Genomic DNA, 23757 nt, shown 5'->3' on the forward strand with positions numbered 1-23757 from the left:
GCCGCAAGCCGCACGAAGCGGCGGCGGACCGATAACGATATCGAGAGGGCGGCGATGACGAGACTCGGGTGGGGCAGGCGGATGGTTTTCGGCGCGGCGCTGGCCGCGGTCGCGATGCTCGGCGCCTGTAACGGCGACGAGTCGGCCGAGCGCAACCGGTTGCCCGGTTTCGTGTCCGGCAGCGTGCGCACGACGGCCTATGACGGCGCGAGCGACGACCTGCTGACGGCCGGCCTCGGCAAGACGGGCCTCGGCTCGGCGAGCGCCCCCGGCTTTGCGAATGCCGCCCGGCCGACGGGCGCCGAGCTGCGCCGTCTCGCGATCTGGTCGAACTACCGCGCGCTGGTCGACATGAGCGCCAACGGCGGCTACGGCCGCTTCTGGGGGCCGAACGTCGACCTCGACGGCAACGACACGCTCGGCGAAGGCAAGATTCCCGGCACCGAATATCTCGCCTACGCCGACGACGGCAGCGGCAGCAAGAACGTCACGCTGCTCGTGCAGGTGCCCGCCAGCTTCAATCCCGCGCAGCCGTGCATCGTCACCGCGACGTCGTCGGGCTCGCGCGGCGTGTACGGCGCGATTTCCGCGGCCGGCGAATGGGCGCTCAAGCGCGGCTGCGCGGTCGCCTACAACGACAAGGGCGGCGGCAATGGCGCGCACGAGCTGATGTCGGACACCATCACGCTGATCGACGGCACGCTCGCCAACGCGGTGCTGGCCGGCACCGCGAGCCTGTTCACCGCGAACGTCACCAGCGGCGATCTCGCCACGTTCAATTCCCGCTTCCCGAACCGCTATGCGTTCAAGCACGCGCATTCGCAGCAGAATCCCGAGCAGGACTGGGGGCGCGTGACGCTGCAGTCGGTCGAGTTCGCGTACTGGGCGCTCAACGAGCAGTTCGGACCGCTGGTCGACGGCTCGCATCACGGCGTGCGCTATCGCGCGGGTGACATCACGACGATCGCCGCGTCGGTCAGCAACGGCGGCGGCGCGTCGCTCGCGGCGGCCGAACAGGACAACCGCGGCTGGATCACCGCGGTCGTGGTCGGCGAGCCGCAGATCAACGTGCGGGTGGCGCCGAACGCGGTCGTGCGCTCGGGCGGCCAGCCCGTGCCGTCGTTCGGCCGGCCGCTGGCCGACTACGCGACGCTCGCGAACCTGCTGGAGCCGTGCGCGGCCGCGTCGGCGTCGCTTGCCGACGCGCCGTCCCTGAGCGCGCTGCCGGCGGCGACCACGCAGTCGATCCGCACCCAGCGCTGCGCGACGCTCGCCGCGGCCGGGCTCGTGTCGGGCGCCGATACGCAAAGTCAGGCCGCCGACGCGCTCGCGCAGCTCCACGCGGCCGGCTACCTCGCCGATTCCGACCTGCTGCAGGCGCCGATGTGGGATTCGCAGGCGATTCCGGCGATCGCGGTCACGTATGCGAACGCGTACACGCACTCGCGCGTCACCGACAACCTGTGCAATTTCAGCTTCGCGACGACGAACCCGGCGACGGGCGCCGTCGCCGCGCCCGCCACGTCGCCGATGCCGGCCGTGTTCGGCGTCGGCAATGGCGTGCCGCCGACGGCCGGCATCAACCTCGTGTTCAACACGGGCGCGGGCGTCGACCACCGGCTCGCGACGCCCGACGGGAGCTTCGCGGGCGCGCTGTGCCTGCGCCAGCTCTGGACGAACGGGATGCTCGGGATGCCCGCGAACGTCGACGCGGTGCGCGTGAACGCGAACCTGCAGGGCAAGCCGGCGATCATCGTGCAGGGCCGCAGCGACGCGCTCGTGCCCGTGAACCACGCGTCGCGCGCGTACGTCGCGCAGAACGGCATCAGCGAAGGCGGGCGCAGCCAGCTCGTGTTCTACGAGGTGACGAACGGCCAGCACTTCGACGCGTTCCTGCCGGTGCCGGGCTTCGACACGCGCTTCGTGCCGGTTCATTACTACAACCTGCAGGCGCTGAACCTGATGTGGAAGCACCTGAAGAGCGGCGCGCCGTTGCCGCCGTCGCAGGTGATCCGCACGGTGCCGCGCGGCGGCACGCCGGGCGCCGCGCCCGCGCTGACGAGCGCGAACCTGCCGCCGATCTCGGCCGCGCCGGGCGCGAATGCGATCACGACCGGCGCCGGCGCGATCGACGTGCCGCTCTGACGGCGCGCGCCGCGCCGCGCTCACGAAGCCGGACACTCGTCCGGCTTTTTCTTTTGGGTGCTCTGGAATCGGTCCCGAACTGCCTTTTATCGGAATGGCGAGCGCCGTAACAAATTATTACTTTACGGCGATAAATCGGAACCCTAATATGCGCCGGTATTTTCACTTAATTTAATAAATTCCAGATACGAGGATATTCCTTTCCATTTGGTTAATCGATCCTTTCGATTTTATTAAATCGGCTCGAGTCGCGATTGATCGTCATTTTGCGATTAATCGGCATCTCGCCGAGGGGGATTGTTCGTCTGTTCGAAGCGAGGTGCCCTTGCCGTGGCTGGCCTGGCAAGGGCGTGTTTTTGCCGTCGATTTTGTGCGTGTGCAAATGCGCTGAATGAATATGTATTGCTGCGGATTATCGAATTGTCGTTCGCAATGGAATTGATTTCATTGTGCGGTCGCAAAAAAATATGGGTGGGGTAAATCATGCCGGTCGGTATTCGCCGAGCCGGTAAAAAACTCGGAGTGCGTCGCATAACGAATGCATTCCCGGTGCGGAGCGCCGGCGCAAATGATCCTTTGCGACCGGCGGTATTTATCGTTCTGTTCGAGAGGCAATAATGACGACACGGAAGTCCTTGAAAGACGGTTTCGCGCTATTCGGAACGACACTGAGCGTGCCGCTCGCAGCGGCCGCGGCCGCTGCGCTGCTCGTCACGGGGTGCGGCGGCGACGACGGGTCGAGCCCGGCCGCTTCGGCCGCCGCCGCCGCCGCGACGTCGGCCGGCGCCAGCACGTCGGCCAACACCACCGCAACGGCCGCCGCGGCCGACCAGCCGTACGTCGACAACGACGTGTACGGCACCGGGCCGAACGACGCGGTCACGGATTCCACGGAAGGGGCGGCCGTCGTGCACCGCACGGTCACGATCGGCGGCAAGACCATCAAGTACACGGCCACCACGGGCCACCTGACGACGATCGATCCGGTCACGTCGGCGCCGAACGCGAAGATGTTCTACGTCGCGTACACGCAGGACAATCCGGACCCGTCGAAGCCGCGCCCGGTCACGTTCTTCTACAACGGCGGCCCCGGCTCGTCGTCGGTCTACCTGCTGCTCGGCTCGTACGGGCCGAAGCGCCTGCAGTCGTCGTTCCCGAACTTCACGCCGCCCGCGCCGTACAAGCTGCTCGACAACCCGGACAGCCTGCTCGACCGTACCGACCTCGTGTTCATCAACCCGGTCGGCACCGGTTACTCGGCGGCGATCGCCCCGGCGAAGAACAAGGACTTCTGGGGCACCGACCAGGACGCCCGCTCGATCGACCGCTTCATCCAGCGCTACCTGACCAAGTACTCGCGCTGGAATTCGCCGAAGTTCCTGTACGGCGAGTCGTACGGCACCGCGCGCAGCGCGGTCGTTTCGTGGGTGCTGCATGAGGACGGCATCGACCTGAACGGGATCACGCTGCAGTCGTCGATCCTCGACTACGCGAACGCGCTGTCCGCGCCGGGCACGTTCCCGACGCTCGCGGCCGATGCGTTCTACTGGAAGAAGACGACGCTCAACCCGACGCCGACCGACCTCGACGCGTACATGGTCCAGGCCCGCAACTACGCGGACAACACGCTCGCGCCGCTCGCGCAGAAGCCGAACCCGCAGGACGGCGGCTTCGTGAACGTGCGCCTGAACCTGAACCTGCAGACCGCGCAGCAGATGGGCGCGTACATCGGCACGGATCCGACGTCGCTGATCCAGACGTTCGGCAACCCGGCCGCGCTCGGCAACGTGCCGTCGTCGAACGACAACCCGCCGTACACGTTCTTCCTGACGCTCGTGCCGGGCACGCAGATCGGCCAGTACGACGGTCGCGCGAACTTCACGGGCAAGGGCATCGCGCCGTACATCCTGCCGAACTCGGGCAGCAACGATCCGTCGATCACGAACGTGGGCGGCGCGTACACGGTGCTGTGGAACAGCTACATCAACACCGACCTCAAGTACACGTCGACGTCGTCGTTCGTGGACCTGAACGACCAGGTCTTCAACAACTGGGACTTCAGCCACACCGATCCGACCGGCGCGAACAAGGGCGGCGGCAATACGCTGTACACGGCCGGCGACCTGGCGTCGACGATGAGCGTGAACCCGGACCTGAAGGTGCTGTCGGCCAACGGCTATTTCGACGCCGTCACGCCGTTCCACCAGACGGAGCTGACGCTCGCGCAGATGCCGCTCGCCCCGACGCTCAAGGCGCAGAACCTGACGATCAAGAACTACCCGTCGGGCCACATGATCTACCTGAACGACGCGTCGCGGACCGCGCTGAAGGGCGATCTCGCCAACTTCTACGACGGCATTCTCGCCAACCGCACTGCGCTGCAGCGCGTGCTGAAGCTGCAGATGCGCACGCAGCAGCTCAAGCAGCAGAAGTTGCAGCAGCAAGGGCAGTAAGCGCCGCGGGCGGCGTGCGACGCCCCGGATGGACGACAGCCCGATCGGCGCAGGCCGGTCGGGCTGTTTTTATGTGCGACGGGCGATGGGGCGGCGCGTCGTTCGCCGGCCGCGAAACGGCATCAAACCATCGAGGACAGGTCGGTTGCGCCGCGTGTTACGCCAGCACGAGCCGCACGCCGACCGCGACGAGCGTCGAGGCGAGCAGGTTGCGCAGCAGCCGTTCGGGCGCGCGCGCCGACAGCAGGCTGCCGATCACGATGCCGGGCAGTGAGCCGAGCAGCAGCGACAGCAGCATCGACCAGTCGACCGAGCCGAGCAGCCAGTGGCCCATGCCCGCGACGAGCGTGAGCGGCACCGCGTGCGCGATGTCGGAGCCGACGATGCGGGTGGTCGCGAGCATCGGATACAGCAGCAGGAGCACGGTCACGCCGATCGCGCCGGCGCCGACCGACGTCATCGACACGAGCACGCCGAGCACGGCGCCTGTCAGCACGGTCGACCACAGCGTGCGCGCGGGGCTCGGCGCGAGCGGGTTGCGCGCGGCGAACGCGGTGAGCTGCGGCCGGAAGATCAGCGCGAGCGACGTGAGCAGCAGCGCGATGCCGAGTACGAGCTGGATCATCCGCGCGGTGCCCGGCGTGTTCATCCCGTGCGTATGCAGCCACCACAGCGTGACGGCCGCGGCCGGGACGCTGCCCACCGCGAGCCGGCCCGTGATGCGCCAGTCGATCGAGCCTTTCAGGCCGTGGACGAGCGTGCCGGTGGCCTTGGTCGCGGCCGCGTACAGCAGGTCGGTGCCGACCGCCGTTGCCGGGTGGACGCCGAACAGCAGCACGAGGATCGGCGTCATCAACGAACCACCGCCAACGCCCGTCAGGCCGACGAGGATACCGACGAACAGGCCGGACAACGAGTACAGCAGATCGATATGGGGAAGCGACATCGGAAGCAGGCGGTTATGCGGCGACGGTTATGCGATGTTCGGCGGCGGCGCGTGGCCGCGGCGCGCGCATCAAAGTCCGCCATTGTCGCAAAAGTGGCGCGTCGATGGTCGACTGCGTTAAAAATCGGCGGGGGAAGCCCGTGGGGCGGGCATCTGGCCCGAAGTAAAACAGGCGTTTGAGCGGAGCGAGGGACGTGATGGCTGTTCTCCTCGCGACTGATCCGCCCGAAGCGCCCGGTGAAGCGAGAGCGGGTGCCAGGCCCGGCACGCATAAAAAAGGGCGCGACAGTGCGCGCCCTGGTTCGAGGGCGGCGGTCGATGCCACCCGCCGCCGGCCACCGGTCAGTGCATCGCGGAGCCGACGCCTTCGATCGCACCCTGCTGCCGGATGCGCAGCGCGAGGCCGATCAGCGCGGCGACGGCAGCGAATGCCGCGCCGAACGCGAAGGCCGCATGGTAGCCGCCGTTCAGCGCGTCGAGCGGGGCATTCGCCGCCGCGAGCGCGTTGGTGCGGGCGGCCGCGAGGCTGGCGAGCACGGCGAGGCCGAGCGCGCCGCCCATCATGAACGCGGTGTTGACGATCCCCGACGCGAGCCCGGAATCGGCCGGATCGACGTCGCTCATCGCGGCGAGCAGCACCGGATTGAACGCGACGCCCGCGCCGATGCCGAGCAGCGTCATGCCGGGCAGCACGTGCCAGACGAAGCCGCCGTCCACCGGTGCGCGCGAGAACAACGCGAGGCCGCACGCCGCGATCAGCAGGCCGGCCGCGATCGGGCCGCGGATGCCGAAGCGCATCACGATCCGCGCGGACAGCCCGAGCGAGAACGCGGCCATGATCAGGTTCGCCGGCAGGAACGCGAGGCCGACCTGCAGCGGCCCGTAGCCGAGCACGCGCTGCATGTACAGCGCGGACAGGAAGAACCATGCGAACATCGCGGCCGCCCACAGCACGGCGATCACGTTCGCGAGCGCGACGTTGCGCGAGGCGAACAGCGAGAGCGGCATCAGCGGATGCGCGGCGCGCGCCTCGATCGCGATGAACAGCGCGAGCAGCGCGGCGGCCGCGCCGATCAGCGCGACGGTCTGCGTCGACAGCCAGCCGGCTTCGTTGCCGCCGACGATCCCGTAGACGGCCAGCATCAACGAAGCAGTGACGGTGATCGCGCCCGCGACGTCGAGCCGCGCGTTGCCGGCCGGCGCGCGCAGGCGCGGCAGCAGCGCGGCGCACATCGCATAGACCGCGATGCCGATCGGCAGGTTGACGAGGAAGATCCAGTGCCACGACAGCGAGCTCGTCAGCAGCCCGCCGAGCAGCACGCCGATGCTGCCGCCGCCCGCGCAGACGAAGCCGTACACGCCCATCGCGCGGGCGCGTTCGCCGGGCTCGGTGAAGAGATTCATGATCAGCGACAGCGCGACCGCCGATACGACCGCGCCGCCGATTCCCTGCACCGCGCGCGCGGCGATCAGCATCGCCTGCGATTGCGCGAGGCCGCACGCGAGCGATGCGAGCGTGAAGACGACGAGGCCGGCGAGGAACATGCGCCGCTGGCCGTACAGGTCGCCGAGCCGTCCGCCGAGCAGCAGGCAGCCGCCGAACGTCAGCAGGTACGCGTTGACGACCCACACGAGGGCCGTCTCGGTGAAATGGAGGTCGGTGCTGATCGACGGCAGTGCAACGTTCACGATCGTGCTGTCGAGCACGATCATCAGCACGCCGAGGCAGAGGACGATCAGCGCGTACCAGCGCTTCTCGCCGTGAATCCCGTGGGTCATGGGCTTGCCGCCTTCTGATAGTTATTTGAAAGGCTGCATTGTAGACCCCCTCGGCGCGGGCTTCCTGCCGGTTTGTGGCAGCAGCGATGCGTAGTCGCGCGTCCGGGCGGGACGCGCGCGATGGAGGCGACGGGCGTTACGAGCGCGCCGGCAGTTCGCAGCCATCGGGGCCGCACGCGGCTGCGTCGCCGCCGTCGAGTTCGACGATGCCGTCGCGCCATGCCTGGTCGAGCGCCTGCGCGAACGCGTCGGCCGGTTGCGCGCCCGACACCGCATAGCGGCCGCCGAACACGAACAGCGGCACGCCCCGGCCGCCGATCTGCGCGGCGCGGGCGGCATCGGCCTCGACTTCGGCGCGGTACAGGTCGCTGCGCAGCACGGCTTCGACGGCCGAGCGCTCGAGCCCCGCTTCGACCGCGAATTCGGTCAGCTCGGCGTGATCGAACAGCGAGCCGTGCTCGCAGAAATACGCGCGGTACAGCCGCTCGGTCAGCGCGTGCGCGCGGCCCGTCGCTTCCGCGAGCTTCACGAGCCGGTGGCCGTCGAGCGTATCGCCGACGAGCGTGCCGGGCAGGTCGTAGCGCAGCCCGACGCTCGCGGCCGCATCGGTCACCTGGCGCAGCATCTGGTCGACCTGCGCGGGCGACATCCGGTACTTGCCGCCGAGCATCGCCTCGACCGGCTCGACGGGCTGGCCGGGCAACAGCCGGTACGCGCGCAGCGCGACGTCGACGCGGTCGGCGTGCGCGAACGCGGCGAGCGCCTCGTCGAAGCGGCGCTTGCCGATCCAGCACCACGGGCAGATCAGGTCGGACCAGATTTCGACGGTCAGGGTCGGGCGGGCAGTCGGGGCGGGAGCGGTCGTCATGGGCAATTCCGGGCAGCAAAAAAATGTAACCGGGACTATATCATTTTGTACTTCGACGTTTCGTCCTGGCCGGGCGGCCATGCGGTCATATGAAACGGGCGCCCGGCGTATCACGAAGCATAGACACGGAAGCGGCGTCCCGATAGCGAATGCCGATGCCCGGCCGTCGCCGCATGCGGCGGCGAATCTGCCCGAAGGGTGGTTCGCTTACGCGTCGCCCTGCGTTTCCTTCAGGTGCTTGAGGTGCTTGTAGACCGTCGCGCGGCCCATTCCGAGCACGTTCGCGACATAGTTCGCCGCGCTCTTGCCGCGGAACGCGCCTTCCGCGTAAAGCGCTTCGACGAGCTCGCGCCGGTGCTCGCGCGTGAGCCCGTTCAGCCCGACCTGCCGCTCGCGCAGCCAGCCGTGCAGGAACGTGTTGATGCGCTCCTGCCAGTCGTCGCGGAACAGCTCGTCCGGCTGCGCGACGACGCCCGCGCCCTTGATGAACAGGTCGAGCGTCGCGCGCACCTCGTCGAACACCGCGATGTTGAAGTTGATGCACATCATCCCGGCCGGGCGGCCTTCGTCGTCGAACAGCACGTTGCTCACGCAGCGCATCCGCCGGCCGTCCCAGTTCAGCTTCTCGTACGGGCCGATCACGCGCTCGCGCGCGGAATGATCGATTTCCTCGAGCGCGGAATCGTCGCCGACCTCGCGCTTCGACAGGTTGTTCGCGAGATACAGCACGGTCTGGTCGTGCAGGTCGTGGATCACGACTTCCGCGTACGGGAAGAACAGTGCGGCGATACCGTCGGCGATCGGCGCATAGCGGGTGAGCAGCAGGTCTTTGACGGGGGATTTCTTCTTGCGCATCGGGTTCGCCATCTCGGGTGGGCGGGGGCCGGGCAGCGCATCGGGCCGGCGTGCCGGCGTACCGTTGACCGGCATGCCCGTGCGCCCGCGCGCGGCCGCCGCGGCGGTTGCGCCATTGTATCGGCCCCGCGCGCGCGTGCCGCTCATGCGCGTGCCAGGTGCGTGTACAGCGCGTGCGCGATCGCGATGTCCTCGAGCCCGAGGCCGATCGAGCGGAAGAACGCGTGACGGGCATACGACGGTGACGGGCAGGTGCCGGCGACGAGCGCGGGCAGGTCGCCGGCGATCCGCGCGGCGTCCCAGCCGTGTTCGGCCGCCGCGATCTGCATCTCGCCGGCGCTCGCGGGCGTTGTATGCCGGTAGTCGCAGTACACGTCCATGTCGGGCAGCCAGGCGGGCGGGATCTCGTGGGCGCGCGCGACGTTTGTGCTGATCGACGTGACGAGCGCGGGGCGCGTGAGCATCCCGTCGCCGAGCACGGGCGTGCCGGACGACGTGCACAGCATCACGACGTCCGCGTCGCGCACGCAGGCTTCGACGCTCGCCGCGGCGCGCGCACGCGGATCGAGCTGCGCGAGCGCCGCCTGCTGCGCCGCGTCGCCGGCAAGCGACGGCGAGTACACGCGGATCGTCTCCCAGTCGCGCAAGCCCGCCGTGTGCCGCAGGTGCGCGAGGCCGACCGCGCCCGCGCCGACGATCGCGAGATGGCGCGCGGTGCGCGGCGCGAGGCAGTCGACCGCGAGCGCGGTCGTGCCGGCCGTGCGCTCGACGGTCAGCAGGCCGGCGTCGCACCACATCAGCGGCTGGCCCGTGTGCATCGACATCAGCGCGGTCCAGGCGGTGACGATTGGTCTCCCGTCGGGCTTGCCGCCCGTCACGACATACGGCGACAGCTTCGCGCCGAATACCTGCGCGTCGGCGAGCGCGCCGAGATACGTGATGAAGTCGCCGGCCTGGTCGGGAAACAGCGTGAGCGTTTGCGGCGGCTGCACCGCGCGCGCCGCGGCGAGCGACGCGAACATGCTGCGCAGCGTGCCGAGCACGTCGAGCGACGGCAGGGCCGCGCGCACCGCGGCTTCGTCGACGGTCAGCGGCAGGGTCGGGGCGGTTTGCGTCATGGGGACATCTCCGGTCGGGGCCGGACAGGACAGTCTCGATCGACGGTGTCCGGCAGTGTTCGTTATGGACGAAAAGTCTAATATAGACAAACTAAATCGGGAGAATTTTTCTTTTCGAGATGTCGTGCCGTCGCGTGATTAGGAAAAATCGCAGGTAAATCAAGGGGGTTAAGGATGGGTGGCGAATTTTCAACGTCGCGTATCAGGGCACGATTCTCGTATCCCCTATAGTCTATAGTAGACTTTGAGTCTATATTTCGCGTGCAGGACTCGACGCATCGCCGCGTGGCGGCTGCCTGCTTCGAATGCCGACCCGGCGCCCGGCCCGGGGGCGTCGTGCACCGATCTTCATCGCCTCAATCCGGAACGGAAGGACCGTCATGAACTGGAAGCTCTCCCTTTGCGCCGCTGCGGCGCTTGCCTGCGCGGCCGTCACGGCCCATGCGGAACAGACCACGTTGCGCTTCGGGATCGAAGCCGCCTATCCGCCGTTCGAGAGCAAGACGCCGGCCGGCCAGCTGCAGGGCTTCGACGTCGACATCGGTAACGCGGTGTGCGCGAAGCTGAACATGAAATGCGTGTGGGTCGAGAACGCGTTCGACGGCCTGATCCCGGCGCTGCAGGCACGCAAGTTCGACGCGATCAACTCGGCGATGAACATCACGTCGAAGCGCCGGCAGAGCATCGACTTCACGCCGGCGATCTACGTGGTGCCGATCGTGATGATCGCCAAGCACGGCTCGCCGCTGCGGCCCGACGTCGCGAGCCTGCGCGGCAAGCACGTCGGCGTGCTGCAGGGCTCGTCGCAGGAGGATTTCCTGAAAGCGCACTGGGCCAACGCGGGCGTGGCCGTCGTGTCGTACCAGGATCAGGACCAGATCTATGCGGATCTCGTCGCGGGTCGCCTCGACGCGGCCGTGCAGGAGGCGCAGACCGCGCAGGACGGGTTCCTCGACAAGCCGGCCGGCCGCGACTACCAGATCGTCGGCGAGCCGCTGAAGGATCCGGCGACGCTCGGTGAAGGCACGGGCTTCGGGATGCGCAAGAACGACAAGGCGCTGCAGGCGAAGATCGTCGGCGCGCTCGACGCGCTGAAGAAGGACGGCACGCTCAGCGCGCTGTCGCAGAAGTACTTCAAGCGCGACATCGTCTCGAAGTAATCGTCATGACCGCCGCGCGCCGGCCGCCGCGCCGGCGCGTGTCGCATCGAATCTCGACGCAGTACGGGGAACCATGGATTTCGACGTCATCGTTCTGGGGGCCGGCATCGTCGGCGTGTCGTCGGCGCTGCATCTGCAGGATCGCGGGCTGCGCGTCGCGCTCGTCGACCGGCGCGCGCCCGGCGAGGAAACGAGCCACGGCAATGCGGGGCTGATCGAGCGCTCGTCGGTCGTGCCGTACGCGTTTCCGCGCCGGCTCGGCACGCTGCTGCGCTATGCGCGCAACCGCTCGGTCGATCTCTACTGGGACTACCGCGCGCTGCCCGCGTATGCGGGCTGGCTCGCGCGCTTCTGGCGCGAATCGTCGCCGCAGCGGCTCGCGGCCGCCGCGCGCGACCTGTTGCCGCTCGTCGCGGCGAGCGTGGTCGAGCACGACGCGCTGCTCGCGCGCACCGATGCGCAGCCGCTCGTGCACGACGGCGGGTGGATCGAGGCGTTCCGTTCGCCCGCGCTGTTCGATGCGGAAACCCGTGCGCAGCAGCGCGTGGCCGACGCGCACGGGCTGCGGATGACCGTGCTCGATGCGCGTGCGTTGCGGGCGCGCGAGCCCGGTATCGGCGACGCGTTCTGCGGCGCATTCCACTGGCAGGACCCGAAGACCGTGTCGAGCCCGGGCGGGCTGACCAAGGCCTACGCGCGGCTGTTCGAGCGCGACGGCGGCACGTTCGCGCTCGGCGATGCCAGGACGCTCGTGCAGGTGGATGACGGCTGGCAGGTCGGTACCGAGCACGGGCCGATTTCGGCACGCTCGGCCGTGGTGGCGCTCGGGCCGTGGTCCGATCACGTCTTCGAGCCGCTCGGCTACCGGATTCCGCTGCGCGCGAAGCGCGGCTATCACATGCATTACCGGCCGACGCGCGCGCCGTTGAACGTGCCCGTGTGCGATACCGAGGCAGGTTTCGTCGTCGCGCCGATGGAAGGCGGCCGCCTGCGGCTCACGACCGGCGTCGAGATCGCGCTGCGCGGCGCACCGCCGACCGGCGTGCAGCTCGCGCGCGCCGAGCCGCTGGCGCGCGACGCGTTCGGCATCGGCGAGCGGCTCGATCCCGAGCCGTGGCTCGGGATGCGGCCGTGCACGCCCGACATGCGCCCGGTGATCGGGCCCGCGCCGCGCCATCGCCACCTGTGGTTCGCGTTCGGTCATTGCCATCACGGGCTCACGCTCGGCCCCGCAAGCGGCCGCCTGCTCGCCGAAATGATGACGGGCGCGCCGACCTATATCGATCCCCATCCGTACCGGCCCGCACGCTTCGGCTGATCCGGCGGCGCGCGCTGCGTCGCGCGCTCCGGCCTTCACAATGTTTCAATCTGCTATCCGAATTATCGGAAATCACGCAATCGGAAATGATCTGCGTAATCGGCAAGAAAGATAATCGCGAAATAAAGAAAATCAGCAAATCGGCGATTTATCAATGCATTTTCATATTGATGAAATGCGTAATGGGCAGCCGCTCGTGACGGTGTGGCGCATCGTTGCAGCGGATGTTCCGGCGTTACGCGGAATGTACCGGAACACGTTACCACGGGGCTCGCAAACGTTACGTTACATCCGCGTTCAGTCGGCCTTTTTCGTCGGATGATTGCGGCGCCAAGGCCGTGAATTTCGTCTGAAATCGATTAAAAAAGCGTTATTGCCCTTCAATAGGCAGACGAATCAATCCCGTTTTTCGAATTGGCACACTTCGTGCAATCCGTCCCCATGCTTTATCAACGTTGTGCCAACCGAGATGGGGAAAATAAAGATGGGACACAATTTGAAATTGACGGGTGTGGCGCTGTCGGTCGCGACGGTGTTCGGGGTACTGGCTTCGGGTTCGGCGATGGCGGGGGCCCTTGATGCGCTGCCGATTCCGCAAGTGATCGTCAACCCGCCGACGAACAGCGTGTCGGTCGGGTTGGTCGCGACGGGGACGTCGCCGCTGGGCTCGGTCACGGTGGCGGCAGGCGGGGCAGGCGCGATCCAGACGTCGCTGGGCGATCCCGGCCAGGTGCTGTCGGGCGCCGTGGGGGCGGTGACGGGCGCACTCGGCGGTGGCGGCGGCACGGTGCAGCCGCTCGCGCCGGTCCAGGGTGTGCTGAATCAGGTGACGGGTGCGCTGAGCGGCGGCAACCCGGCAGGTGCGTTGACCGGTGCGCTGAATACGGCGACGGGGACGCTGAGCAACGCGGTTGGCACGGTAACGGGGGCACTGGGTAATGTCGGCGGTGGGGCGAACCCGCTGGCGCCGGTTCAAGGCGTCGTGAATCAAGTGACAGGTGCGCTGGGTGGCGGCAACCCGGCTGGTGCACTGACCGGTGCCCTTGGCACGGTGACCGGGGCACTGGGCGGTATCGGCGGCGGCTCGAATCCGCTGGCGCCGGTACAAGGTGTTGTCAATCAAGTGACGGGTGCGCTCGGTGGCGGCAACCCGGCTGGTGCACTGACCGGCGCCGTCGGCACGGTGACGGGTGCACTGGGCGGTATCGGCGGCGGCTCGAATCCGCTGGCGCCGGTACAAGGTGTTGTCAATCAAGTGACGGGCGCGCTGGGTAGCGGCAACCCGGCTGGCGCGTTGACCGGTGCCCTTGGCACGGTGACGGGCGCACTGGGCGGTATCGGCGGCGGCACGAATCCGCTGGCGCCGGTTCAAGGTGTCGTCAATCAAGTGACGGGCGCGCTCGGTGGCGGCAACCCGGCAGGCGCACTGACCGGCGCTCTCGGCACGGTGACGGGTGCGCTGGGCGGTATCGGCGGTGGTGCGAACCCGCTGGCGCCGGTTCAAGGTGTCGTCAATCAGGTAACGGGCGCGCTCGGTGGCGGTAACCCGGCAGGCGCACTGACCGGCGCCGTCGGCACGGTGACGGGTGCACTGGGCGGTATCGGCGGCGGCTCGAATCCGCTGGCGCCGGTTCAAGGCGTCGTCAATCAGGTAACGGGGGCGCTCGGTGGCGGCAACCCGGCAGGCGCACTGACCGGCGCCGTCGGCACGGTGACGGGTGCACTGGGCGGTATCGGCGGTGGTTCGAACCCGCTGGCGCCGGTTCAAGGCGTCGTCAATCAAGTGACGGGCGCACTTGGCAGCGGCAACCCGGCAGGCGCACTGACCGGCGCACTCGGCACAGTGACCGGCGCGCTGGGTAATGTCGGCGGCGGTTCGTACCCGCTGGGGGCGGTTCAAGGTGTCGTCAATCAAGTGACGACGGCGCTCAATAACGGCAACCCGGCCGGTGCGTTGACGGGTGCACTCGGTACGGTAGCCGGTGAACTGGGTGCCGGCAATCCGGCAGGCACGTTGACCGGTGCGCTCGGCAACGTGACGGGGGCACTGGGTGCTCTGGGCTCCATCGGCGGTGGCACGAATCCGCTGGCGCCGGTTCAGGGCGTCGTGAATCAAGTGACGGGTGCGCTGAGTGGCGGCAACCCGGCAGGTGCGTTGACCGGTGCGCTGAACACGGCGACCGGGGCACTGAGCAACGCACTCGGTACGGCAACGGGTGCGCTCGGTAGCGGCAACCCGGCAGGTGCATTGACCGGCGCTCTCGGTACGGTCACGGGTGCATTGGGCGGTATCGGCGGCGGCTCGAACCCGCTGGCGCCGGTTCAAGGTGTCGTGAACCAGGTCACGGGCACGCTCGGTAGCGGCAACCCGGCCGGCGCACTGACCGGCGCCCTCGGCACGGTGACGGGCGCATTGGGCGGCATCGGCGGCGGCTCGAACCCGCTGGCACCGGTACAAGGCGTCGTGAACCAGGTCACGGGCACGCTCGGTAGCGGCAACCCGGCCGGCGCACTGACCGGTGCACTCGGCACGGTCACTGGCGCACTGGGCGGCATCGGCGGCGGCTCGAACCCGCTGGCGCCGATCCAGAGCGTCGTCGACCAGGTCACGGGTACGCTCGGCAGCGGCAACCCGGCCGGCGCACTGAGCAACGCGGTCAACACGATCACGGGCACGCTCGGCAACGTCGGCGGCGCGGGAAGTCCGCTGGCTCCGGTGCAGGGCGTCGTCACGCAGCTCGCCGGCACGCTCGGCGGCGCGGGAAGCCCGCTGGCGCCGGTGCAAGGCGTCGTGAACCAGGTCGTCGGCACGCTGTCCGGCGCCGGTGGCGGTAGCCCGATCACGCCGATCACGAACCTCGTCAACGGCCTGCAGAACGCGCTGCCGACGGGCGGCAACGCAGCCGGCGCGCTGACCGGCGCACTGGGCTCGGTGACGGGCGCACTCGGCAACCTCGGCGGCTCGAACCCGCTGGCGCCGGTGCAGGGCGTCGTGAACCAGGTCGTCGGCACGCTCGGCAACAGCAACGCGGTCGGCACGGCCACGAATGCCCTGGGCAACGCGGTCGGCTCCGTCGTGGGCGCGCTCGGCAACCTCGGTGGCTCGAGCCCGCTGGCGCCGGTACAGGGCGTCGTGAACCAGGTGGTCGGTACGCTCGGCAACCTCGGCGGCTCGAACCCGCTGGCGCCGGTGCAAGGCGTCGTGAACCAGGTCATCGGCACGCTGTCGGGCGCGGCGGGCAGCAACCCGATCGCACCGATCACGAACCTCGTGAGCGGCCTGACGGGCGGCAGCAACCCGGCCGGCGCACTGACCGGTGCGCTCGGTTCGGTGACGGGCGCACTCGCGAGCGGTCCGGCGGCCCTCGGGCAGGCGGCCGGCGCGCTGTCGGGCGCGGCCGGTTCGACGGCAGCGGCGGGCGGCAGCCTGCTCGGCTCGGGCGCGAACGCGGCCGGCGGCACGGCGGGCGCAGTCGGCTCGCTGCTGACGACGGGCGCCAACGCGACGGCGACGGTCGTCAACGCGGTCGGCACGACGGTGGGCACGACGCTCGGCTCCGCGCCGGGCCTGTCGGTCACGCCGCACTCGGGCAGCAGCGCGCCGGGCAACCCGCTCGCGCCGGTGTCATCGCTGCTCCAGTCGCTGACGGGCGCACTGCCGAAGTAACCGGCCGCGCACGCACGGCGGAGCCGGATCGGCCGCCGTGCGCAACGGGCCGCACAACGCGGCATGACAGCGATGTCATGCCGCGTTGTCTTTTGGCGTCCCTTTTTTCTTTCGTCGCACGAATGGCTTCCGCCGCCGAAGACGACGCTCGCCGGCCGGCGTGGAATAACCGGTCGCCTCCATCCGTTTACATACCGAATCCCGGCAGCGCCGGCCGGCGGGATAATGGTCGAGACGAAGCCGATCATCCCGGCCGGTGCCGCCGTGTCGCGATGCCGTGTCAAGGAGAAAGGGCATGAAACGGATACTCGTCGCCGCCGCGCTGACGGCGTCAATCGTGCGGCCGGCCGCCGCGGAACCCCCGCGCGCCGGCGACGGAAAGCTGGTCGACGAAGATCACATGACGCTGTACGTGTTCGATCGCGATGCGCCCGGCAAGAGCGCGTGCGACAGCGGGTGCGCGGCGAACTGGCCGCCTGCGCTTGCCGACGCGTACGACAAGGCAACCGGCGCGCTGAGCCTCGTCGCGCGTGACGACGGCAGCAAGCAATGGGCATACCGCGGGCGCCCGCTGTATCGCTGGAAGCTGGATCACAAGCCCGGCGACGCGGGTGGCGACGGGGTCGGCGGCATGTGGCACGTCGCGCGTCCGTGACGACGGGCGGTGGGGTGGTGCGCGAGGCATCCTGATGAGCTACGAATCGGATCTGCTGGTGTGGTTGCCGCATCTCACGCGTTATGCGCGTGCGCTGACGGGTGACCGGGCCTGGGCAGACGATCTCGTGCAAGACACACTCGAGCGTGCGCTGAACCGCCCGCCGCGCGACGGCGGCAACCTGCGCGCATGGCTGCTGACGCTGCTGCGGCACCGCTTCATCGACCAGTTGCGCGCACGGCACGAGATCGCGGTCGACGATGCGACGGCGCCGTGGCAGACGATGGCCGCACCGGCCGGCGAAATCGGCGGGCTGGTGCTGCGCGACGTGCAGCGCGCGCTGTACCGGCTGCCGGTCGAACAGCGCGAGGTGCTGTTGCTGGTCGCGCTCGAGGAATTGAGCTATCGCGATGCCGCGGAGGTGCTCGGCGTCCCGGTGGGAACGGTGATGTCGCGGCTTGCACGGGCGCGCGGGCAGATGCGCGCGCTGCTGTCCGACGAGCCGCCGGCGCACGGCACGGCTGCATTACGGGTGATCGGGAAGACATGATGGACGATCCGCACAAGCCTTCGAACGAGCGGGACGACGATGCGTCGGCGCAGCTGCTGTCCGCGTTGCTGGACGGCGAGCTGTCCGGGCACGAGCGTCGCGAGGTGCTCGAGCGCGTGCTGGCCGATCCGGAGGAGGCCGAACGATTCGCGCACTATCGGGCGCAGCGCGACGCGCTGCAGGCGCTGTTCCCGCTGCCGGCCGCCGCGCCCGCGCTGTTCGTGCAACGCCGTGCGCCGCGCCGGCGCGGGATCGCCTATGCGTTCGCGGGGCTCGCGGCCGGGCTGCTGATCGGTGTTGCACTGCATGCGGGCTGGGTGGCGTTCGGCGGTGAACCGGCGTTCGCCGCACGCGCGGATGTCGCCTATGCGACGTACGTGGCCGACCGCGACCATCCGGTCGAGGTCGGTGCGGGTGATCCTGACCATCTCGTCGCGTGGCTGTCCGCGCGTCTCGGGCGGCCCGTGCATGCGCCGTCGCTCGACGAATACGGTTACCAGTTGCTCGGCGGCCGGCTGCTTCCCGGCGAAGCGGGGCCGGCCGCGCAACTCATGTACCAGCGCGCGGACGGCGCGCGCGTGACGCTGTACATGACGGCCTACGACACACGACGTCTCGCGCCGCAGGCGATGTCGGCCGGCGACCGCTACACGTATTTCTGGTCGGATCGCGGGATGGGTTACGCATTGTCCGGCCAGGGCGACGAACGGCGCCTGCGCGAACTCGCGATCGACGCATGCGGCGAACTCGGCGGCCCGACCGACGCGTGGAAGGGGTGACGCGCGCGCCGCCGCCGGCAGGGAGCAGGTGATGAAGACGACGATGACGAAGCGGCGCGTGCCGATGCTGGTGCTGGCGGCGCTCGCCGCGGGCACCGCGCTTGCTCAGGCGGACGGCGATGCGCCGCTGCGCGTGCCGGTCGACGCCGACGGCGTGCAACGGGTGGCGATCGTCGGCGGCAGCTATTTCTTCCGACCGAACCACGTGATCGTGCGGGCACACGTGCCGGTCGAGCTGACCGTGTCGGCCGAGCCCGGCCTGGTGCCGCACAGTTTCGAAATCGATGCGCCGCAGGCCGGCATCGCGGTGCGCACCGAACTCGGCACGACGCCGAAGACGTTTCGGTTCACGCCGGCGCAGCCGGGCCGGTTCGCCTACTATTGCACGCATCGGCTGCTGTTTTTCAGCAGCCATCGCGAGCGCGGGATGGCAGGCGTGCTCGATGTCGAGGCGGCGCCGTGATCGCCGCGTTGCTGGCCGCGAGCCTGATAGGAGCGAGCATGACCGCCGATCCCGTGACCGTTGCGCAGGCGCATTTCGACCACGTCCGCTCGTACCGCGCGACGATCCGCTCGTCCGCGCGCGGCGGCGAGCATACCGAGATCCGTTACGCGTACCTGAAACCGGGCTTCGTCCGGATGGATTTCGTGTCGCCGCATCACGGCGCGGTGCTCGCCTACGATCCCGGCGACGGCAAGGTGCGGTTGCGCCCGTTCGGCGTGCATGCGCCGCCCGCGCTGACGCTGTCGCCGTCCAATCCGCTCGTGCGCGACCGCAGCGGCCACCGGGTCGACCGGTCGGACGTCGGCGAGCTGCTGCGCAACGTTCATGCGCTGCAGGAAGGCGGCGCGACGGTGACCGAAGGCGAGGAGGCCGTCGGCGGCCGAACCGCGCTGCGCGTGTCGGTCACGGGCGCGCCCGCGCACGCGGTCGACGGCGTGCATCGCTACCGGCTGTGGCTCGATACCGAGGACGGCTTTCCGCTGAAGGTCGTCAGCTTCGCGGACGATGACGACGTGCCGCTCGAAACCGTGACGCTCGACGATATCGAAATCGATGTCGCGTTTCCCGAACGCTTCTTCGCGCCCTGAGTGGTGTGCTGACTCGTGCCCGTGACGGGCATGCCGGAGGCTGCATGGCGGAATACCGGTTCTCGACGACCTGGCGCGTGGACGCGCCGCTCGCGGCGGTGTGGGACGCGATCTACCAGGTCGACCGCTGGCCCGCCTGGTGGAAGGGTGCCGTGAGCACCGTCGAGATCGAACCGGGCGACGCGCGTGGCGTCGGCGCGCTGCACCGTTATACATGGAAGGGGGCGCTGCCGTACCGGTTGACCTTCGACATGCGCGTGCGGCGCGTCGAGCCGCCGCATGTGCTCGAAGGCCGTGCGAGCGGCGCGATCGAAGGCGACGGATGCTGGTCGTTCGTCGCCGACGGCGCACGGACGATCGTGCGCTACGACTGGCACATCCGCACGCACGTGCGTTGGATGAACCGGCTGGAGCCGCTCGGTCGCCCGCTGTTCCGCTGGAACCACGACGTCGTGATGCGCGAAGGCGCGAAGGGGCTCGCGCGGCTGCTGGGCGCGACGGTCGAGACGGAGGGCCGGATCTTCCGGCCGTTGTCGGAGGCGGGCTGCGCCGATGCCTGAACGTGGGTGAACGCGACTGAACGCGAGTAAGCGCGCGTAGCGACGGCCCGCGCCGCTCAGCGCGCATACGCCATCACCGCGCCATCCACCACCAGCGCGACACGTTCGCCGACGGCCGGACACCGGTGTCCCGGCACGCGTGCGCGCACGCGTACGTCGCCATCGGCATCGAGGCGCACGAGCACGTCGGCGTCCTGGCCCGCGAACTGCGCGGCTTCGACACGCGCCGTATGGCCGCGCGCCGCGTCGCCGTGCGTGACCGGCACGATGCCGATCTGCTCGGGACGCAGCATTGCGTCGGCCGGCCCGTCGGGCAGCGGCGCGACGAGCGGCAGGTCGCCGAGTGCGCAGGCGATGCGCAGGTTGCTCACGCGGCCGGCGAGCAGCACCGCCTGCCCGACGAACGACGCGACGTCGCGCGTGACCGGCTGCCGGTACAGCGTCTGCGGCGCGGCCGTCTGCACGAGCCGGCCGTGCCACATCACCGCCACTTCGTCGCCGAGTGTCATCGCCTCGGGCTGGTCGTGCGTGACGAGCACCGAAGTCGCGCCTGCCGCGGCGAGCGCATCGGCGACCGCGCTACGCGTTTCGTGGCGCAGCGACGTGTCGAGCGCGGAGAACGGTTCGTCGAGGATCACGAGCGACGGCTCGGGCGCGAGCGCACGAGCGAGCGCGACGCGCTGCTGCTGTCCGCCGGACAGTTGCTGCGGCGCACGGCTCGCATACGACGCGGGCAGCCCGACCATCTCGAGCAGTTCGTCGACGCGATGATGGCGCCGCCGCGCCGCGCGCGGCAGCCCGAACGCGATGTTGTCGGCCACCGACAGATGCGGAAACAGCGCGCCTTCCTGCGGCACGTAGCCGATCCGGCGCTGTTCGGGCGGCAGGTGCACGTCGGGCGCGGCCACGCGGCGGCCATCGATTTCGACGGTGCCGCGCTCGGCGCGCTCGAAGCCGCACAGCACGCGCAGCAGGGTGGTCTTGCCGCTGCCGGACGGGCCGAGCAGCGCGAGGCGCGAGCCACGCCGCACCGTGAGATCGACGTCGTGCAGGACGGTATGCGATCCGAACGATTTCGACAGGCCGTGGATGCGTAGTTCGCTCATGGGCGGTTCCGGGGAAAAAGGGCGGCGCTCAGTCGCGCACCGACGCGCGGCCGAGCAGCAGGAACAGCAGTCCCGACGCGCCGAGCGACAGCGCGACGAGCAGTGCCGCGTAGGGCGCCGCGGCGGCGAACGCAAGCGTCGCCGTATCGCTCCACACCTGCGTCGCGAGCGTGCGGGTGCCGATCGGCGACAGCAGCAGCGTCGCGTTGAGTTCCGTCACGACCGAGATGAACACCATCGTCGCGGCCGCGCCGAGGCCGGGCGCCGCGAGCGGCAGCACCACGCGCGTGAGCGTCGCGCGCCAGCCGAGCCCAAGCGAGCGGGAGGTTTCCTCGAGCCGGACCTGCACGTGCGACAGCGCGGCGCGCACGCTGACGACCGCGAGCGGCAGGAACAGGATCGCGTACGCGGCGACGAGCGCCGGTGCGCTCTGGTAGAGCGGCTGCAGCAGCCGCACGGTGATCGACACGATCGCCAGCGCGACGACGATGCCCGGCACGCCCTGCACGGTCATCGCGGTGCGCTCGAGGAGCGTCGCGACGCGGCCCGGATAGCGAACCAGCAGGAACGCGAGCGGCAGCGCGAGCAGCGACGTGACGGCTGCCGCCATCAGGCCGTAGCCGGACGACGCGAGCGTGGCCTGCCACAGCAGTTCGGGCGACACGTCGGCCGGCGTGACGGCGGCCGCGCCCTGTTGCGTGAGCCAGTAGCCGATCATCGCGAGCGGCACGCCGAGCGTCGCCGCCGCGAGCGCGGCGAACGCGACCGTGACGGGGCCGCGCAGACGGCCGAGCGGATAACGCATCGCGACGCGGCGCGCGGCGCGGTGCGTATGACCGTAGCGCGCATGGCCGCGAGCGCGAGCCTCGATCGCGAGGCACAGCAGGCACAGCGCGATCAGCACGCAGCCGAGCAGCGATGCGCCGCCGCCGTCGAACGCGGTGCGGTATTCCGCATAGATCTCGGTCGTGAAGGTGCGAAAGCGCAGCAACTGGAATGCGCCGAACTCGGACAGCACGCCGAGCGCGACGAGCAGCATCCCGCCGCACAGCGCGGGGCGCAGCTGCGGCAGCACGACGCGGAAGAAGGTATGCCACGGCGAGCAGCCGAGCGTGCGTGCGCTTTCCTCCAGCGCGGGGTCGAGTTCGCGCAGCGCGGCGGCCACCGGCAGGTAGACGAGCGGGAAGTACGCGGAGCTCAGCACGATCAGCGCGCCGAGGAAATCCTGCAGGTCGAGGCTCAGCGACACCCACGCATAGCCCGTGATGAACGGCGGCACCGCGAGCGGCGCGGCCGCGAGCGCGGTCCACAGCGGCCGGGCGGGCAGGTCGGTGCGCTCGATGAACCACGCGAGCGCCGTGCCGAGCAGCGTGCACGCGAGGGTCGCGGCGAGCGTGATCGACAACGTGTTGACCAGCAGTTCGCCGACGAGCGGGCGCCACAGCAGCGCGATCGCATCGTCGACGCCGAAGGTGGCCGCGCGGTACAGCGTGAAGCCGAGCGGCAGCAGGATCGCGAGCGGCCCGCACGCGGCCGCGGCGACGAGCGCGCGTGACGGGGGGCGCCGTGTCGCGGTGGGCTCGCTGTCGCGTGCGGTGCTCGCCGTGCGCGACACGGCGTCGCTCATGGTCAGAGCAGGCCTGCCTGGCGCAGCAGCTTGCCGGCCTGGCTGTCGTCGCCGAGCTGTTCGAACGACAGTGCCGGTGGGCTCAATTCGTTGAACGGCTTCAGGATCGGATCGGGCGCGACGCCCGGATGCAGCGGATACTCGAAGCTGATATGGCCGCCGGCCATCAGTTTCTGCGCGCGCTCGCTGACGAGATACGCGACGAACTTCTGCGCTTCCGGCGGGTGCTTCGAGGCCTTCAGCACCGCGGCGCCCGACACGTTGACGGCCCCGCCGACGTCGCCCTTGCCGAAGTGATGGATCGCGCTGCGGGTAGACTTGTCGCCGAGCTCGGCGTGCAGGCGGTCCCAGTAGTAGTTGTTGACGATGCCGGTCAGCACGCCGCCGCGGTTGACGGCCGCCGTCACGCCTTCGTCGTCGTCGAAGATCTGCGCGTTGGCCTTCAGGCCCTTCAGCCATTGCAGCGTCGCGGCTTCGCCGTGCAGCGCGAGCACCGCGCTCACGAGCGGCAGGAAGTCCGCGTCGCTCGGCGCGACGCCGACCTTGCCCTTCCATTCCGGCTTCGCGAGATCGAGCAGCGAAGCGGGCAGCTGCTGCGGCTGGATTTTCGCGGTGTTGTAGACGAGCACGTTCTCGCGCGCGAGCACGCCGACCCAGTTGCCGTCGGCCGGGTTGAAGCGCGCGGGCACCGACTGCAGCGTGGCGGCGTCGGTCTTCGCGAACAGGCTCTTGCGATCGAGCAGCACGAGCTCCGGCGAGTTCTCGGTGAAGTACACGTCGGCCGGCGTGCGGTCGCCTTCCGCGACGAGCTGCGCGGCGAGCGCCGGGCCTTCGCCCGAGCGCACCTTCACGGTGATGCCGCTCTGCGCTTCGAAGTCCTTGACGAGCTGGTTGACGACCTGCTCGTGCTGCGCGTTGTACAGCGTGAGCGTCGCGGCATGTGCACGCGCGGCGTGCAGCGCGCCGGTCAGCATCAGCGCGGCGGCCGCCGCGGAAATCAGGTGCCGCAGCGGGCGGCTAACGGGTGAAGTGTTCATGTGGTTTTCAGCAGGTTGCATCCGGCCGGGCCGGGAAGGTGT

General features: G+C 69.4%; 19 protein-coding genes. 11 read left to right on the forward strand and 8 right to left on the reverse strand.

Annotation, left to right across the window (positions count from 1 at the left end; genetic code table 11):
* Positions 1-54 precede the first annotated feature (54 nt).
* Both CFB45_RS04130 and CFB45_RS04140 read left to right on the forward strand, forming a co-directional pair.
* Positions 55-2145, forward strand: coding sequence for a D-(-)-3-hydroxybutyrate oligomer hydrolase (locus CFB45_RS04130; protein WP_089424631.1), 2091 nt, complete (start codon positions 55-57; stop codon positions 2143-2145).
* 617 nt (positions 2146-2762) lie between these two features.
* Positions 2763-4598, forward strand: a complete 1836-nt coding sequence (locus CFB45_RS04140; RefSeq protein ID WP_089424632.1) for a S10 family peptidase — start codon at positions 2763-2765, stop codon at positions 4596-4598.
* A gap of 157 nt (positions 4599-4755) precedes the next feature.
* Here CFB45_RS04140 and CFB45_RS04145 read toward each other — a convergent pair whose 3' ends face one another.
* The 5 genes from CFB45_RS04145 to CFB45_RS04165 form a co-directional block, all read right to left on the reverse strand.
* Entirely contained in the window at positions 4756-5544 is a 789-nt protein-coding gene (locus tag CFB45_RS04145) for a sulfite exporter TauE/SafE family protein (protein ID WP_089424633.1), read from the reverse strand.
* Positions 5545-5886: 342 nt separating this feature from the next.
* Positions 5887-7323: a DHA2 family efflux MFS transporter permease subunit gene (locus CFB45_RS04150; protein ID WP_089424634.1), complete on the reverse strand. Its 1437-nt coding sequence runs from the start codon at positions 7321-7323 to the stop codon at positions 5887-5889.
* 136 nt (positions 7324-7459) lie between these two features.
* Positions 7460-8191 carry a DsbA family oxidoreductase gene (locus CFB45_RS04155; RefSeq protein ID WP_089424635.1) on the reverse strand — a complete coding sequence of 244 codons (732 nt, stop codon included), beginning with the start codon at positions 8189-8191 and terminating at the stop codon, positions 7460-7462.
* Between the two features lie 207 nt (positions 8192-8398).
* Positions 8399-9193: a helix-turn-helix transcriptional regulator gene (locus tag CFB45_RS04160; protein ID WP_089424636.1), complete on the reverse strand. Its 795-nt coding sequence runs from the start codon at positions 9191-9193 to the stop codon at positions 8399-8401.
* Complete coding sequence (locus CFB45_RS04165) at positions 9190-10164, reverse strand: ornithine cyclodeaminase family protein (protein WP_089424637.1); 975 nt, start codon at positions 10162-10164, stop codon at positions 9190-9192. The genes CFB45_RS04160 and CFB45_RS04165 overlap by 4 nt, the downstream gene beginning before the upstream one ends.
* Before the next feature lie 380 nt (positions 10165-10544).
* Here CFB45_RS04165 and CFB45_RS04170 point away from each other — a divergent pair, with 380 nt between their 5' ends.
* The 9 genes from CFB45_RS04170 to CFB45_RS04215 all read left to right on the forward strand — a co-directional run bounded on the left by CFB45_RS04170 (position 10545) and on the right by CFB45_RS04215 (position 19945).
* Positions 10545-11324 (forward strand): ABC transporter substrate-binding protein, encoded by a 780-nt coding sequence (locus CFB45_RS04170; RefSeq protein ID WP_089424638.1) that lies wholly within the window; start codon positions 10545-10547, stop codon positions 11322-11324.
* A gap of 73 nt (positions 11325-11397) precedes the next feature.
* On the forward strand, positions 11398-12642 hold the full coding sequence (locus tag CFB45_RS04175; RefSeq protein ID WP_089424639.1) for an NAD(P)/FAD-dependent oxidoreductase: 1245 nt from the start codon (positions 11398-11400) through the stop codon (positions 12640-12642).
* A 484-nt stretch (positions 12643-13126) separates the two neighbouring features.
* Positions 13127-16309 (forward strand): beta strand repeat-containing protein, encoded by a 3183-nt coding sequence (locus tag CFB45_RS04185; RefSeq protein ID WP_089424640.1) that lies wholly within the window; start codon positions 13127-13129, stop codon positions 16307-16309.
* Between the two features lie 295 nt (positions 16310-16604).
* Complete coding sequence (locus CFB45_RS04190; protein WP_089424641.1) at positions 16605-16964, forward strand: COG4315 family predicted lipoprotein; 360 nt, start codon at positions 16605-16607, stop codon at positions 16962-16964.
* A 34-nt stretch (positions 16965-16998) separates the two neighbouring features.
* Entirely contained in the window at positions 16999-17514 is a 516-nt protein-coding gene (locus CFB45_RS04195) for a sigma-70 family RNA polymerase sigma factor (protein WP_039361534.1), read from the forward strand.
* A complete protein-coding gene (locus CFB45_RS04200) occupies positions 17511-18293 on the forward strand; it encodes an anti-sigma factor family protein (protein ID WP_089424642.1) in 783 nt (260 codons plus the stop codon). The genes CFB45_RS04195 and CFB45_RS04200 overlap by 4 nt, the downstream gene beginning before the upstream one ends.
* 31 nt (positions 18294-18324) lie before the next feature.
* A complete protein-coding gene (locus CFB45_RS04205; protein WP_373452670.1) occupies positions 18325-18756 on the forward strand; it encodes a quinol oxidase in 432 nt (143 codons plus the stop codon).
* Positions 18753-19385 (forward strand): LolA family protein, encoded by a 633-nt coding sequence (locus CFB45_RS04210; protein ID WP_089424643.1) that lies wholly within the window; start codon positions 18753-18755, stop codon positions 19383-19385. Before CFB45_RS04205 ends, CFB45_RS04210 begins: the two co-directional genes overlap by 4 nt.
* 44 nt (positions 19386-19429) lie before the next feature.
* A complete protein-coding gene (locus CFB45_RS04215; RefSeq protein ID WP_089424644.1) occupies positions 19430-19945 on the forward strand; it encodes an SRPBCC family protein in 516 nt (171 codons plus the stop codon).
* Between the two features lie 56 nt (positions 19946-20001).
* On the opposite strand, the gene CFB45_RS04220 is transcribed toward CFB45_RS04215, so the two are convergent.
* From CFB45_RS04220 to CFB45_RS04230, 3 genes are read right to left on the reverse strand one after another with little or no spacing between them, the layout of a single operon-like run.
* The gene (locus tag CFB45_RS04220; protein WP_089424645.1) at positions 20002-21051 is read right to left on the reverse strand and encodes an ABC transporter ATP-binding protein; all 1050 of its coding nucleotides are present in this window, start codon (positions 21049-21051) and stop codon (positions 20002-20004) included.
* Positions 21052-21079: 28 nt separating this feature from the next.
* Entirely contained in the window at positions 21080-22678 is a 1599-nt protein-coding gene (locus CFB45_RS04225; RefSeq protein ID WP_089424646.1) for an ABC transporter permease, read from the reverse strand.
* A 2-nt stretch (positions 22679-22680) separates the two neighbouring features.
* On the reverse strand, positions 22681-23715 hold the full coding sequence (locus CFB45_RS04230; protein WP_089424647.1) for an iron ABC transporter substrate-binding protein: 1035 nt from the start codon (positions 23713-23715) through the stop codon (positions 22681-22683).
* Positions 23716-23757 lie beyond the last annotated feature (42 nt).

The organism is Burkholderia sp. HI2500 (assembly GCF_002223055.1).
GTDB lineage: Bacteria > Pseudomonadota > Gammaproteobacteria > Burkholderiales > Burkholderiaceae > Burkholderia.